The sequence below is a fragment of the Cohnella abietis genome (assembly GCF_004295585.1).
In the GTDB taxonomy this organism is placed as follows: Bacteria; Bacillota; Bacilli; order Paenibacillales; family Paenibacillaceae; genus Cohnella; species Cohnella abietis.
In genome coordinates this window covers 1,343,939-1,359,081 of sequence record NZ_AP019400.1, presented here as the reverse complement: position 1 = coordinate 1,359,081, position 15,143 = coordinate 1,343,939, and the positions used below count along the sequence as shown (strand labels likewise).

Sequence of the window (15,143 nt, the reverse complement as noted above, 5' to 3'; positions counted from 1 at the left end):
CTATTCTCACCTCTCGCATTTTCTATGATTACTCTTGCTATCATCCATGTTACCGTACTCCCGAGCAGGCAAAACAGGAGTGAAACTTGGCTTTTGCAGTCAAATATTAGCCTCCTCTAGCATTCTGACTTCTATCATGCTGCTGCCCATACTCCCCTTGTCGCTATCCCCCAATTAAGCTAAACTAATGGATAATATCACCTTTCCTAGGAGAAAAAACTATGAATCCATGGCATGAGAAAATATCTCTTCAATTAAGCAATCCGCTTAAGATCATAGTGAGCACTCTTGAGGAAGGCTTTCCCACTCATTGGCATCAGGAAATAGAAATTGTCTATGTCATTGATGGGCAAATGCAGATCGGGATTAACGAAATTGTCTATTCTTTAGATGCGGGGGATATTTTGTTTATCAGCTCATGCGAGGTGCATCATTACTTGCCCAATCCACAAGGATGCCGTAAAATCATCCTGCAATTGGGGAAGTCTGTTTTCGATACTTACGCCGATTTAATCTTTGGTCACCGTTTTATGTTTCCTCATCTCAAGCCCGATTCTTCTATCCCATTCGACTCGAAGATGAGTCTTCATGCTTGGATTAAGACCCACATTGTTGGCATTCTTAACGAGTGGGAAACGAACCTAACAGGACATGAACTAATATATAAAGCTAGAATTAGTGATATAGCCGCCTCCATCATTAGACATCTCCCAATGGAAGCCTTCTCTCAGCACGAAAAGACGAAGCGTCTGGAGCAGCTTGAACGATTAGATAAGGTGTTAAAATATATCGAATCAGACTACGGCTCCGAGATTACTTTGCAGAGCGCTGCTGATGTAGCGGGGTTCAGTGTTTCTTACTTTTCTAGGTTTTTCAAGGCTGCAACCGGCTCCAACTTTGTGGACTACGTCAATACCTTTAGAGCAAACATTGCCATGCGCTTACTGTTGAGAGAGGAACAATCTGTTACTGATATTGCCTATTGCTCGGGCTTTAATAGCATTGAAACGTTTAATCGAGTGTTTAAAAAGGTGAACGGCTGCACACCATCCCAGGTCCGCAGCAAAAAATGACTACTCATTCTCAACCCCTGACAAGAAATGTCGGGGGTTTTTTTCTATATTTAAGTTAATTAGGCAAGCAGACATTGAATTGATACATTCTGAGTAACCAAGATTGCGTTTCCATCACTTGAAAGGGGGAACCACAAATGATTGACATCGTAAAAGAAACGGTCGGTTTTCGCGATCCCAATGCGCCTGTGGAAGATCGAATAACCGATCTTCTATCCCAAATGACTCTGAAGGAAAAGGTCCGGCAGCTCGATCAATATTTTGGTGCTTCATTTATGAGTAGCAGCCATCCCCGCATGAATACGGTCATGGCTAAAGACGCTAAAATTTTATGGGAAAAGGTTATGGATATCGTTGGGGAGGACGGTGTCGGCTGTATACATGACCTGTACGGAACTACTAAGGTCAATAATCAGCTGCAGAGGTATGCGGTCGAGCAAACTCGTCTTGGCATACCTATTCTGTTTAGCGAGGAAGCAATACATGGGTTACTCCGCCCCGGCTGTACGATATTTCCACATGCTATTATGATGGCCTCTACCTGGAATCCGGACATCGTCGAAGAAATTGGAAAGAGCATTGCAGCAGAAACCCGCAGCTTCGGTATTCATGAGAGCTTCGGACCTGTACTGGATCTGGCACGTGAGCCAAGATGGGGGCGGGTAGAGGAAACATTCGGTGAGGATACTCACTTAGCCAGTCGGATGGCTGTCTCTATGGTCCATGGCTTGCAGGGAGATGATCTAGCATCGGATCGGAGTATCATTGCAGAACCGAAGCATTTTGCCGTACATGGTATCCCCGAGAGCGGGCTTAACCATTCCCCTAGCTCAATCGGGCGCAATGATATTGAAACCTACTACATGCCCATATTTGAAGCTGCTTTCGTCGAGGGCGGCGCTGTTAATGCGATGTGCTCTTATAATTCAATAGACGGCATACCCTGCGCAGCAGATAGCAGCCTTCTGACAGACATGTTAAGAGGACAATGGAGTATGCCAGGCTTTGTTCGATCAGACCTTGGTGCAATTGCTCGACTAAAAACAGCTCATTTTACAGCAAGCTCTGAGAAGGAAGCCATACGTCAGGCCTTAGTGGCAGGCACGGATATGCAATATTATGATTTTCCGCATGAGCTTTATCAGAACGCTATTATTGATATGGTAGAGAGCGGAGAGCTCCCCATCGAGACGGTTAACCTAGCCGCTAGTCGTGTGCTTAGGGTAAAATTCATGCTTGGCTTATTTGAGAAGCCCTATACGGAGCCAGAGCTTTATAAGAGCGTTGTTAGAAGCAAGCAGCACACAGATATCTCCCTTCAAGCTGCACGAGAAGGCATTGTGCTCTTAAAAAATGACCAAAACCTCCTCCCCCTCAGAAGGAGTATTTCTACAATCGCTGTCATTGGACCGAGCGCGGATGTTGTCAGATTAGGAGACTACACCCCTTATATTGAAGGATTTGAGCCCGTAACCTTGTTGAAAGGAATTGGCAAGCTCGTCTCACCTGAGACAACGATTCTATTCGCTAAGGGAACCGGAATTCTTGAAGACGAGCTTGATGCGATCCCAATTGGCAGCTTCTCAGATGGATGTGGTAATTCAGGCTTGCTCGGCGAATATTTTAACAATCCGAAGCTTGAAGGGTGTCCCGTATTAACTAAAATTGATTCCTTTATTAACTTCAATTGGGTTATTACGAAACCCGATCAGAGCATTGATACGTTTCATTTTTCCGTTCGCTGGACGGGCAAGCTTGTGCCTAAGCAAGATGTCTCCGGTTACATCGGTACCGTAAGTAGAGATAGCATGAGACTTTGGTTAGACGGAAATCTAATTGTGGATGGTTGGGGTGAGGGAAAAAACGCAACTCAAAGCGTCCCTGTCATGCTGTACGCCGGCCATGAATATGACATTCGCGTGGAATATTGTAAGGATGCTGATGGCGTATCCGCTTTATTAGGCTGGAGCTACGCTATTGAAGGCATACAGGATGCGGTCCAAATAGCCCGGCAATCAGACATCGCTATCGTTGCCCTTGGGGACTCACATAGAACAAGTGGAGAAGGCACAGATCGATCTAGTCTCGATCTCCCTGGAGCTCAGCTTACGTTGTTAAAGGCTATTCATGCTACCGGCACACCAATTGTACTTGTGCTCCAGAACGGCAGACCTATTACACTTGGCTGGGAAGCCGAGCATATACCTGCTATCTTGGAAGCCTGGTATCCTGGAGAAAATGGGGGGGACGCGATTGCAGAAGTTCTATTCGGTGACTACAATCCAGCAGGGAGGCTTCCAATCTCATTCCCGCGCACTATTGGCCAAATTCCTGTCTATTACAACCGCCGACGTGGAGGAACGACTCAATACGTGGAAGGTGACAATAAACCACTATACTCCTTTGGTCATGGCTTAAGCTATACGACCTTCGAATATTCCTCCATTCAGATCAGCTCCACACGTATTTCGCAAGAGGAAGAAGTCAATGTATCAATCGACGTCACGAACACCGGGCAAATGGCTGGGGATGAAGTCGTCCAGCTCTACCTGTGCGACGTGGTCAGTTCGATTGCCAGACCAGAAAAGGAATTGAAAAAGTTCAAGAGAATTCATCTGCCGCTAGGAGAGAAAACAAGTCTATCGTTTACTCTGACGCCCAAAGAGCTCAAGCTATATGGACGAGATGGAAAATGGATCGTGGAGCCCGGTAGCTTCAGAGTGATGATTGGATCAAGCTCGGAACTAATTAAAGCTTCAGTAGAATTCGAGGTAATTGTTTGATATAAAAGGCTCATTAAATGATGTTCTCCATAGTAAATGCCTCCGGAACCCAGTGATATTAAAATGCCTCCAAAACCCAATGTGCGGGCTTGGAGGCATTTTGTTATAGCTTTATTTGGTTTTCATTGCGATTCCATTTCCTATGAAGTCGAATTTATTAACATTGAACAAATAACCTGATCCCCCACTGAACACGAAAAATAAATTATGCTCTCCCGATGGAACATTGTTCAGCTCTTCTTTAACATCCACCCATTTCTGCCAATCACCCGTCACGGGAATTTTTAATGTCGCCAATAAAGGTCCTGAAATCGAATCTGCTCGAACCTCTATCGTTCCGCCTGAACCAGCCGATGAGACTCTTGCGCTAATACCGCTTATGCCTTCGAGGTTAATATCCTTGTAGGACAGCCAGCTCCCGTTTTCAATAAAGCCTAGATTTCGGCCAGCCCCGACATCTGCGGTATTCTCAGTCTGCAGCTTCCCACCGCTCCAATTATCGTAATACTCAGCCTGACGATCCTTCGACAGAAGCACGATCGTGGAGGCCCCTGTCAATGGCGCTGCTTCTCCAGCACCATTGTCGGTATAGCTAGCGGTCAAGTAAAAGAACGTATTCTCAATATTGGTATCACTGAAGACCGTCTCGAAGGTACCTGTGCAGCCCGTCTGCGTAGGACTTGGATGTGAATGTTCATCATGCCCCAACGCTGGTGTCACCTTGACCCTCGCACAATCAATAGTGGAATCCTCTGCATCAGTGACCGTTACCGTGTAGCTTATTTTGTCTCCCCATGCGAAGAAGCCTCGCTTAGTAGGGGACGTAATTGTTACGACAGGCGCATTGTTCCCTACCGTTATTGGGATAATGACCGAGGATGAGTTACCTTTATTGTCTGAGACAGTCACCTTGGCATTATAATTTCCGTTTTTCTTATAGATGAAGCTTGGATTAGGCAGATTAGAATCTTCTTTACCATCGCCATTAAAATCCCATGAGAATGTTAATGGATCCTTATCTGTGTCATAGCTCTTATCTGCCGTAAAGGAAACTTCAAGAGGAGCCAAGCCATTCGTGACACTCGCAGTCGCCTGAGCGTTCGGGGCTTGGTTACCCGCCGCACCTGTATACAGTATCTTTGATATTTTCCCATCTGAGCCACCGGTTCCATACTCCGCAATATACAGGCTGCCGTCCTTGTCGATTTTCGCATAAATGGGATGATCAAATTTCATGTTAGATAGGAAGGGATTAATTTTTAGTAAATTACCCTGCTCATCTAATTTGACTTCCTTAAACCATTGCCTAGAAAAATCATAAATGATTAGTGACTTATCCAGATAAGCAGGCATTTTGAACTCATTAGCATTGCTCTTGTCGTATTTGTAGACGGGACCTGCGGCAGCGGTTCGCCCCGTGCTGTCCGTTATTTCCGGAAACTCAGGGCTCGGACCGTAAGGATAATAGATGAGTGCCGCTCTCGCTGGTGGTAAGCTTCGCGCTCCGGTATTGTTCGGTGAATCGTTCGTCAGAGAATCACAATTGTACGGTTTGCCAAGGGAATGCGTAGCAAAATCATAGTCTACATAAGCCTTGTTATTCCCTATACAATAGGGCCAGCCGTAATTGCCAGCCGTCTTGGCCTGATTGAACTCGTCGTAGCCCTTCGGTCCGCGTGACATAGTGGTTACACCAGCATCGGGTCCTACATCACCCCAGTATACGGTATTATCAAAAGGGCTCACACTGAATCTAAAAGCGTTACGCGTACCCATGACATAGATTTCTGGACTACCTGAGCCATCAGAGAAGAGATTCCCCTCTGGTATTGTATAGGTTCCGTCTGGCTTGGGCTTTATCCGCAATATTTTACCGCGCAGATCCTTGGTGTTGCCTGCTGATCTCTGGGCATCCCAAGCCGAGCGACCCGCCGTTTCATCAATGGGGGCATATCCGTCAGATGCAAACGGATTTGTATTATCACCAGTGGACAGATACAAGTTACCGTCAGCGCCGAATTCCAAATCACCTCCATGATGGCAGCACTCTGTTCTCTGTGTTGGAACACGAAGGACGATTTTCTCTGTTGCTTTATCGATTTTGTCCCCTTTAACGGTAAAACGTGAAATTCGATCCTCATTATCCGCCCCAGCTGGACTATAGAAGAGGTATAGCCAATTATTTTTTGCGAATTCCGGGTCTAGTGCAATCCCTAGAACGCCCTGCTCATTCCCGCTAACAATGTCCAGAGAAACAACTTCGGTAGCCAATTCTGTGACCGGGGAATACACCTTAACCTTCCCATTGATCTCTATGAAGAACATTCTTCCGTCAGGAGCAAAATCAAAGCCCATTGGAGCTTGAACACCAGTTAGCAGCTCCTGCTTCTGGTAATTGGTGTCGGTATATACAGTAGCTGAGCAATCACCCTCCGCTTGACCTGCAGCCCACTGAATTCCGCCGAGTATGTGCTCCAGAAATGTGGGATCCTTGCTATAGCTTTCCGGGGCATGCCCCAATGCCGTATACCATGACTTTCCTCCACTAACCTCCTGACACCAGGATACTGGGTGATCATAGCCCATTTTCCCGCCCATGTAAGATTTCTCATCTACGGTAGCTAGAACATGAACATTTCCTCTTGGGTTTTGCAGAAAATTGTACCATTCCTCCGATCGCTGCCAATTCGATGGCAATGAAGCAGTGGAAGGATGCACCTTATCCGCCACCTTCACAGTTCCTGCTGCGAAAGCAGGATGATCCGTAAACATCGCTCCTACCAGGCTCATATACCACGCAGAGGAATGCATCGTATCAGATGCAGAATGAATACCAACGTATCCCCGCCCAGACTCTATATAGGACTGAAAAGCACCCTCTTCCTCAGCATTCAGCACATCCCCAGTCGTATTGAGAAAGATGACAGCCGCATAGGGAGACAACCCATCAGCTGTGAACTTCGATGAGTCCTCTGTGGCATCGACTTGGAATTGGTGCTCAGCCGCTAGCTGCCGGATAGCCACTAGGCCTGCGGGTATAGAATCGTGGCGGAAGCCTTCCGTCTTACTAAATACGAGCACCTTGAAGCTTTTGGATTTCTCGGTTGGTGAAGAGGCAAACCAGTAGTAATAGGCTCCTGATAAAAGCAAGATGATAACAAGCAACGATAGGCTGAAAATTACCTTGGCTTTCGTGTTTGTAAGCATAATCGGCTCCCTTAGTCGGCGGTTAAGTTTAACAATTTACAACAGTTTACCTAATAGGCGCTTTCACCGAAATAAGCTAATCTTAACGTTTACAGGCGATTCCTATCTCGTTACCTATCTCCCTCCAATCGTACCTCCACTCTGACCCAGTTGCTCGAAATTATCGTACATCTGCATCCGATCGTTACTAGTCCGTTCACGCACGAACCCCTCTCTTCTCCAGACTTGCTGAGTGAACTACACATACCTGTCTGCCATATGTGTGGTTCGTTCGCACACGAACCCTTCTCTTCTCCAGACTTACTGAGTGAACTACACATACCTGTCTGCCAACCCATATGTGTAGTTCACTCAGGAAGCTTAAATTTGCAACAACGTTATTCTATAATTTCGAGCATCACCCTCCATTCGTGCCTCCCAGTTACCCAGTTGCTCGAAATTATCGTACATCTACCTCCATTCGTGCCTCCTCGTGACCCCGTTGCTCGAAATTATCGTACATCTTCCTCTATTCGTGCCTTCCCGTGACCCAGTTGCTCGAAATTATCGTACATCTCTCTCCTTTCGTACCTCCACATGACCCAGTTACTCGAAATTATCGTGCATCTACCTCCTTTCGTGCCTCCTCATGACCCAGTTACTCGAAATTATCTTACTTCTCACTCCTTTCATACCTCTCCACGACCCCGTTGCTCGAAATTATCGTACATCTCTCTCCTTTCGTACCTCCACATGACCCAGTTACTCGAAATTATCTTACTTCTCACTCCTTTCATACCTCTCCACGACCCAGTTGCTCGAAAATATCGTACATCTACCTCCATTCGTACCTCCTCGTGACCCCGTTGCTCGAAATTATCGTGCATCTACCTCCTACCGGGCCTCCTCGTGACCCCGTTGCTCGATAATTTCGAGTATCTCACTCCAGTCGTGCCTTCCCATGACCCAATTGCTCGAAATTATCGTACATCTACCTAGAATCGTGCTTCCTCGTGACCCCATTGCTCGATAATTTCGAGCATCTCCCTCCATTCGTGCCTCCTCGTGACCCAGTTGCTCGAAATTATCGTACATCTCATCCATTCGTGCCTCCCCGAGACACTGCAGCTCGATTTTTCGTATACCCCGGGCCCGAGCATGCTATATGCTAAAGCGATGAAAGAGAGAAGCTCCTTTAGGTGTTATTATAAAACCATGACATCTTAGTGGGCCACCGCCGACAAGACTGATATAGCATTTGGTCTCTAACGTTCGTAGTATCTTTCTGCATGTTTCTTTCGTTACATTAAGCCATTCGCAGGCATCCGCTAACAGAAATGCTTTATCACGGAGTAGTGCGCAACGTAGTACCTCACGTTCATACACTGGGAGTTTGAGAAGCTCAATATACTGTGAATTCGTGGTTCGTGCTAGTAGCTCATGCAGATTGCGCTGGCAAAATTCTGGCTTCTTCTCGAGTTCGTCCCGACTGTAGGGGAAATACATATAATCGGATATAGTGACAGATCGAACCCTGCTTCTTTCAAAAGTAAACCGATCTCTAGTAATGAGCTCGGCATGAGTCAAGAAGTTTTCTTCCTCGAACCAGATTCGGAGATCAAGATGAACTACGTCGCCGTATATCTTAACCCCAGAAAAGCTCACCATTTCATATTCAAGAATCAGCCCATCCAAGGTTCCTAACACCGGGTATAGAACCTCTAGCATTTTTCTAGTCCCCGTCAAATCCCTTTGAAGCATCTCCAAACGCTGACCGCTTGCACCTCTAATCTGGTCCTTTAATAAATTCTCGAATTCCTTCTCAAACATTCTCATCGCCTCCTTAATAAAATAAAAACGCCGCCAGCTCCCATAAAAAGGAGCTAGCGGCGTGTGCTTCACGCGCGTTCAATAAAAAAGTTTTCAGTTGGGTCCGCTGTTGACGCTTCACCCAGTTGCGGAGTCAGTTCGCAGTCAATCAGTATTTCTCCACTAATCATAACAAATTTTATTCCAATTAACAATTATACCCTGATCGGGCGGAGGCGTGACTAGATACCTGCAGCATACCCTACTTCGAGCGGCGGAGTAACCAGATGCCTGCAGCTATGACTAGGCTTGTTATAACTGCAATTCCCACCCATAACCATAGCCAGTAATTTCCTCCACTGCTGCCCTCATCCTCTCCCTTTCAAGGGAGCTGGAACTTCTCCCAAGGGCCGATTGCTGCGCGGTTGGCGATTAAGGAGGCTACGCCCGCGTTATCTGCGCAGACGTATTGGTTGTTGCCTGCTGATTGAAGTGAGAACGTGCCATCACCATTATCAATCCAACGGAACTTCTCCCAGCTCCCAATCGTGCTCGCTTGGGCAATCAGGTTACCTGCCCCTGAGCTCGTTGCTGTGACGTACTTGCTGTTGATCTGTGCTTTCAGTGCAATAGTTCCCCCGCCAGCATCCTCAACAGCAAACTGCTCCCAGCCCCCTGCCGTTGCACGGTTAGCGATCAAAGCGCTCGCACCAGCATTCTCAGCTGTGACGAACTTTCCGTTCACCGTCGCCTTGAAGGTTATTGTCGAGCCGATCGGTGCTCCTCCGACAGGCGGAGTTCCTCCTCCACCGCCACCACTTGCCGTAATAATAAAGGACGAGATCGTGTTATCGCATCCCACGCTTACCAAATTCGGCTGATCAGACGTAAATGTCCAAGATGGCCCATCAAAAGCACCATCTCCATAAGCCACAACAGTAATACCAGCAGGCACCCTTATTGAGGATATATCATCGTTAGGAATTCCCGCCGCTACCATCTGTGCGATGCTATAGCTGCCTGGCGGCAAGGATACCCCCGTCCCACCGTAATTGCTATTCGTATAGAAGGTTGGCATAGCTCCCGAATAAGCGGCGGCTGATCCAAGTGTCTTCACCACTCCATTCAAGGTAGCTGATCTTAGTGTATTGTTAACTGTTCCAGTCAAAGCCTGATAGGTGTAATTTCCAAGAGGCTTAACTGTTCTTTCCACGACATAGGCTTGATTAGCTCCAGTCGCGAAATTAAGCTCACCAGCCGACGAGGTTAGGATAATCGCGTTATCTGATACTCTTCTCACCTGCACGGACTGCGTACCCCAAGGGTTAATAACAGTCGCATTTTTCCCATACAAGCTTTTTACACCTACATACTTAATCTCGTTAGCTTCCTTCTCGGAGCTGACCAAGAATCCTCCACTAGCCAGAAGAGTAAACTTCCCGTTAAATGTAGAATCACTCGGTGCAGCCGGGAACACCCGAATCTTATCGTTGTAGCTCTGAAGCAATGATTCATTCATTGCAATCAAGTGTACGCCAATGTACTCAAACTCACCGTTCGTATTCGTAGTTCGACCATTCGCATAATCCTGATACTTCTGGAGCATTATTTTCATCCCACTAAAGGTTTCATCGCCAAGGCCGAGCCTTGCTGCTTGAATCGGAGCAGGATCCCACACATTGTTCGAGCCATATGGGTATGGCCGGCTATTGTAATTGTTAATGAGCATCTGTTGATCCGCTGCCCCAATCCCGCTTACACTATAAGGCCACGCCAGCTCAAGCACAACGTTCTCATTATTGCGATTCTGGGACAACGGTGGAGTGTGTGGGAAATATTTGGCGGAGTTACTTGGATCAATCGGATAAGCAACCAGGTTGTTTAAGATGTTCTGCCACTGGGTGCGCAAGGTTGCGTCAAGCCCGAGATCCTGACTTGTTTTAATCGCAACTGGAAACAAGGCTCTTACCGCTGCTAGATCTGTTATCGCGTTCTGAACGCCCCAATGCTGCTCGTGTACGTTGGAAGAAGCCATATAATATTTTCCGGTGCTGCTGTTATAAGAAAGCTTCCCTGCATAGAACTTAGTAGCTTCCTTCATAAAAGGATATGCCGTATTGCTTAAATAGTTAGAATCGTTAGTGTATTTGTACTGCGAATACATATTAAGCGCTGCCTCTGCTGCTGTGGAGAGAGTATCCTTCGTATAATCGCTATAGATTGTACCTCTCGCATTGCCATCCCAGCCCATCGTCTCCGGCACCCAAATGCCATCTATGCCGTACCTCGTCATCGTGTAGGCTTTTAAGGCGGCAAAATTACGGCTGTAAAGGTTATTAAAGGTATTCACCATTTCTGGATGGTTGGAAGCTAGGAACGAATGATAAACATCCCTTTGGTTCCAGTACCAGTAGGCGTTGCTCCATTTGCCGCTGTCATTATCGTTCACTGCACTGAATACGCCGTTAATAAAATGAAACGGATAGTTACCGTAACTTCCTGCTGCTATCATGTAGGTGCTCAAATAGTAGAAGTTTTCTAGATAGTCGGCATCACCATTAGTATTAGAATATTGAACAAACGATTTTCCCCAGAAGTCATGCCACCAGCTCTTATATGCTGCAAGTGTTGATGTATATCCGGTGGTCTTGACCCCATTCAAAACCGTCTTAGCCTGATTGACCGAGTTGTTGCTAGGAGCATTGAGCCTGCTAGCAGAAGCGATCCAGATCGTGTAGCTGGAAGAAGGCGTAATGTTCAATCTAACTTTCTTCGAATCGACGGTCTGAGTCGTGAAGCTTGCCCCTTCGACGGTTGCAGCAAGCGTGTAGCCAAAATTGTTCGCATCGGTCTGCCCACGGCTCAAGCCAACGACAGTGGGATCCGCGAAGGTCGAGACGTTACGCCAAGTATTAATGTCTGGTACATCTCCGCCACTGAACGTACTTACGTCCCAAAGGCTTAAATCCAGCGAAACATTAGCTACGCCGGAGCGAGAATCCTCCACATGGATGCCGATGACCTCTGAGTTAGGAGACCCCATAATCGTAACTGTGCGATTCGAGTCGTACTTGGTTGTAACCAAGCCATCGTATAGGGATAGCCTTTGCTGATAAGAGGAATAGCTTGTATCTAATCCAGGGTTGGTGTAGAGATTAACTAAGCCCTGAGAAGCGAAGCCTTCTTGCGAGGCGTCGACTCCCGACACCTGCATCGTTAGCCCTCCAGAGGTATTCCAGACCATAGCGCCAACCCGCCCATTACCTACGGTTAGTCCACTCTTAGGCACGGTAACGGGAGAGTTGAACACAATATCGTGCTTGGAAAGGTAATTCGCGTAATCCACATTTAATGTTCCTGTACTTGTGTTATAAGAATGACTTGTTGGACTAGCACTTACAACGCCAATCATCGAATTCGAAATACTCAAGCTGCTAAGAGCGAACATAGTTACACCGATAATCTTTAGCATTCTGCCAAGCGTAGTCTTCTTCATCATATACTCCTCCTTGAATAATAGATAATTACGATAGCGCTTTCATGAACATCCATTACAATTGTGCCCTGCTTCATTTAACTGCTATATCCTCTCCTTTCCAGATTACCTTAGGCCTAACTTCCCGTGCTCTGGTACCTTCTCATCCCAAATTTGAAAAACAGAAGCGCTGCTGAAAACAAGACTACTCCAAGCAGCGGCGTCATAAGCAACTGTAGCTCTGCAGGCCATACCGTTTTTTCCGGAAACAGTACCCCCTTAGCTGGTATATAGTTAACGAAGCCATAAGGAACTACGAATAATAAAATAGCTTTTATCGCCTTACTATAGAGAGACAAGGGATACTGAGTAATTGATCTAAGATCGTAAACAACGAGATTGTAAATCGATTCCGTCTTAATAAACCAGAAGGACAAGCTCCCGCATGCGAGCATAAACGCACCATAGATTAACGCCCCACCTATGACAAGGGAAATCAGGCTCAGGACGCTCCACACAGTAACTGGTAAATCCAACTGCCTAACACTGTAAAATAACATGCAAAAGGAAATAAATAAGCCAAAAAAGTGACCGTGAGAAAACTGGCGCATGATGAGGTAAGTAATCGGATGAATCGGCCGGGTTAAATAGCTATCAAACCCACCCGTACGCACGAGCTCCTGTAGCTCCCTCGTCGGATTCCATATAAACATGGCGCATATCATATACGCAAGATGACTGAGACTATACAGAAATAACAGCTGATCGAAGCTCCAGCCGGCTATGTTATTGAAGCGGTGTAGCATTAGCCAGAGCAAGGCTACATTCATAATGGGGGATATGGTGTTCAGCACAAAATCCATTACCACAAAGAAGTGGTCGTACTCTATCTTTGTTTTCAAATAAACGATTATAAATCGCGTATACAATCTGATTCCGTGCATGTCAGCCTCCTTGTATAACGAGCTTCCTCAATGCTTTCACCCATACCATTTTCAGAATCAGGCTCAGAATCCCAATCCACAGCAGCTGCATCCCCACAATGGTCAGTTCTTCCTCCAGCGTTCGTTTGCCCAGGAATACAGAGATTGGTCCATAGAACACGAGCTGGAAAGGAAGCAGGCTTACAACCTTAGAGAACGATTCTGGGAAAAACCAAAGAGGCAGCAACGAACCGGAGCACAAAGCCATGACAATTTGGAAAATAGATTGGGTATGCCATGAAATCAAGTACCAGAACGCGAAGAGCCCGCATATAAAAGACATCAGATAATAGATGATTATTCCGTTGAACAGACACAGGATAAACATGGCGAAATTAGCTACAGACGGCAAAACAAAACCATAAAGCACCATTCCAAAGACAAGAATGGGGATCATCTCAAACACCATGCGAAACAACGTCTGCCCCCCGGATTCCGCGAACATATATCGAGTCAGAGGAATAGGTTTAATCAAATCCATAGCAATCTCACCGGATTGGATTTTGGAGCCTAGCCTGTCAATCATAGAATTACCAATCAGAAGATATACGCAAGCGCTGAGTATAGAGTAAGTAAGCATTTCCTGCATGGAGATGCCTCCTAGAGGGGTCATATGCTCGCTTTCTCTCTCGTACAACGCTCGCCATATCGCGGTTTGGATTAGTATTGCGAACAAGCAGGATATGATCTTGGTGAACACTTCCATTCGATAGGCCGCATGGCTTTGGAACGATCTAACAATCACTTCACGATAGAGCCTCATAACATCACTACTCCCGCTCTGCTTGCTTGAAGGTTTGGTACAGGTTTCGGATCACCTCATCGATATCGGTCTGACGGATTTGCACGTCCTTAACCCGGCTGTTATGAATGAACCATGCAATACAATCAGCTGAGCTTTCCTGCTCCTGCTCGATACGAATGTGACACTTCCGTCCTTCACGTGTATATGCATCATTAAATCTCTCCCGAAGCCATTGCTCAGGCATTTCACTCTCTGTTTCTATGGTCAAAATGTCGCATTTGGAATAGTTACGCTTGAGATAGTCCAATTCACCGTCATACATAAGCTCTCCCTGGTCAATGACCATCACTCTTGAGCAAAGCTTGTCGAGGTCGGACGTGTCGTGTGTAGTAAGAATGACAGTCGTTTCTCGAGTTCGGTTCACCTCCTTAATAAACCCTCGTACACGCTCCTTTACATCAACGTCCAAGCCAATGGTTGGTTCGTCTAGATAAAGAATTTCGGGATTATGCAGCAGTGCTGCACATAAATCCGCACGCATACGTTGACCGAGGCTTAGCTGCCTGACAGGCGTGTACATAAATTCGTCGATGCCTAGAATTTCAGAAAATTGACGAATATTATGCTCATATTGCTCATTGGAAATTTTATAAATATACTGCATGAGCTTGTAGGTTTCGATAACTGGAATATCCCACCACAGCTGCGTCCGTTGCCCGAAAACAACACCGATTTTTCGAGAGTTTTCCAATCTGTTATCATAGGGGGCCAGCCCACCGATCTCTATCCTTCCGGCTGTTGGTACCAGAATGCCAACCATCATCTTAATCGTCGTGGATTTCCCTGCTCCATTAGGTCCAATGTAGCCAACGATCTCTCCCTTGTTAATCTGGAAGCTAACGTCTCTTACCGCTTCCTTTAATTCATACCGCGGCGCCACGAAATCCTTAAACGCGCCCATAGAGCCTGATCTTCTAATCTGTCGCTTGAACTGCTTTGTTAATGTTTCAACGGTTATGAAAGCCAAAGCTACACCTCGCTACACTGAGAAAATAGATAATGAAGATACTTACAAGTCTATAGAAATGA

At 46.3% G+C, this 15,143-nt stretch carries 9 protein-coding genes; 2 read left to right on the top strand and 7 right to left on the bottom strand.

Going from position 1 to position 15,143, the window contains the following annotated elements:
• Window positions 1-221 precede the first annotated feature (221 nt).
• Entirely contained in the window at window positions 222-1,073 is an 852-nt protein-coding gene (locus KCTCHS21_RS05450; RefSeq protein ID WP_130605686.1) for an AraC family transcriptional regulator, read from the top strand.
• 137 nt (window positions 1,074-1,210) lie between these two features.
• Window positions 1,211-3,856, top strand: coding sequence for a glycoside hydrolase family 3 protein (locus tag KCTCHS21_RS05445; protein WP_130605684.1), 2,646 nt, complete (start codon window positions 1,211-1,213; stop codon window positions 3,854-3,856).
• A 111-nt stretch (window positions 3,857-3,967) separates the two neighbouring features.
• Here the strand turns inward: KCTCHS21_RS05445 and KCTCHS21_RS05440 are convergent, their stop codons facing one another.
• From KCTCHS21_RS05440 to KCTCHS21_RS05410, 7 genes are all read right to left on the bottom strand, one after another.
• Entirely contained in the window at window positions 3,968-7,063 is a 3,096-nt protein-coding gene (locus KCTCHS21_RS05440; RefSeq protein ID WP_130605682.1) for a ThuA domain-containing protein, read from the bottom strand.
• A gap of 873 nt (window positions 7,064-7,936) precedes the next feature.
• Window positions 7,937-8,146 carry a hypothetical protein gene (locus KCTCHS21_RS05435; RefSeq protein ID WP_130605680.1) on the bottom strand — a complete coding sequence of 70 codons (210 nt, stop codon included), beginning with the start codon at window positions 8,144-8,146 and terminating at the stop codon, window positions 7,937-7,939.
• Window positions 8,147-8,203: 57 nt separating this feature from the next.
• On the bottom strand, window positions 8,204-8,872 hold the full coding sequence (locus KCTCHS21_RS05430; RefSeq protein WP_130605678.1) for a hypothetical protein: 669 nt from the start codon (window positions 8,870-8,872) through the stop codon (window positions 8,204-8,206).
• A gap of 361 nt (window positions 8,873-9,233) precedes the next feature.
• Window positions 9,234-12,350 carry a glycosyl hydrolase family 95 catalytic domain-containing protein gene (locus KCTCHS21_RS05425; RefSeq protein ID WP_197726505.1) on the bottom strand — a complete coding sequence of 1,039 codons (3,117 nt, stop codon included), beginning with the start codon at window positions 12,348-12,350 and terminating at the stop codon, window positions 9,234-9,236.
• Window positions 12,351-12,463: 113 nt separating this feature from the next.
• Window positions 12,464-13,270 carry an ABC transporter permease gene (locus KCTCHS21_RS05420; protein WP_130605676.1) on the bottom strand — a complete coding sequence of 269 codons (807 nt, stop codon included), beginning with the start codon at window positions 13,268-13,270 and terminating at the stop codon, window positions 12,464-12,466.
• A 1-nt stretch (window position 13,271) separates the two neighbouring features.
• Window positions 13,272-14,072 (bottom strand): ABC transporter permease, encoded by an 801-nt coding sequence (locus tag KCTCHS21_RS05415; protein WP_130605674.1) that lies wholly within the window; start codon window positions 14,070-14,072, stop codon window positions 13,272-13,274.
• A gap of 7 nt (window positions 14,073-14,079) precedes the next feature.
• Window positions 14,080-15,081 carry an ABC transporter ATP-binding protein gene (locus KCTCHS21_RS05410; protein WP_197726504.1) on the bottom strand — a complete coding sequence of 334 codons (1,002 nt, stop codon included), beginning with the start codon at window positions 15,079-15,081 and terminating at the stop codon, window positions 14,080-14,082.
• Between the last annotated feature and the right edge of the window lie 62 nt (window positions 15,082-15,143).

Excerpts from the sequence above, each read along its gene's own strand:
- KCTCHS21_RS05450 (WP_130605686.1), top strand. The coding sequence starts at position 222 with ATGAATCCATGGCATGAGAAAATATCTCTTCAATTAAGCAATCCGCTT.
- KCTCHS21_RS05445 (WP_130605684.1), top strand. The coding sequence starts at position 1,211 with ATGATTGACATCGTAAAAGAAACGGTCGGTTTTCGCGATCCCAATGCG.
- KCTCHS21_RS05440 (WP_130605682.1), bottom strand. The coding sequence starts at position 7,063 with ATGCTTACAAACACGAAAGCCAAGGTAATTTTCAGCCTATCGTTGCTT.
- KCTCHS21_RS05435 (WP_130605680.1), bottom strand. The coding sequence starts at position 8,146 with ATGGATGAGATGTACGATAATTTCGAGCAACTGGGTCACGAGGAGGCA.
- KCTCHS21_RS05430 (WP_130605678.1), bottom strand. The coding sequence starts at position 8,872 with ATGTTTGAGAAGGAATTCGAGAATTTATTAAAGGACCAGATTAGAGGT.
- KCTCHS21_RS05425 (WP_197726505.1), bottom strand. The coding sequence starts at position 12,350 with ATGATGAAGAAGACTACGCTTGGCAGAATGCTAAAGATTATCGGTGTA.
- KCTCHS21_RS05420 (WP_130605676.1), bottom strand. The coding sequence starts at position 13,270 with ATGCACGGAATCAGATTGTATACGCGATTTATAATCGTTTATTTGAAA.
- KCTCHS21_RS05415 (WP_130605674.1), bottom strand. The coding sequence starts at position 14,072 with ATGAGGCTCTATCGTGAAGTGATTGTTAGATCGTTCCAAAGCCATGCG.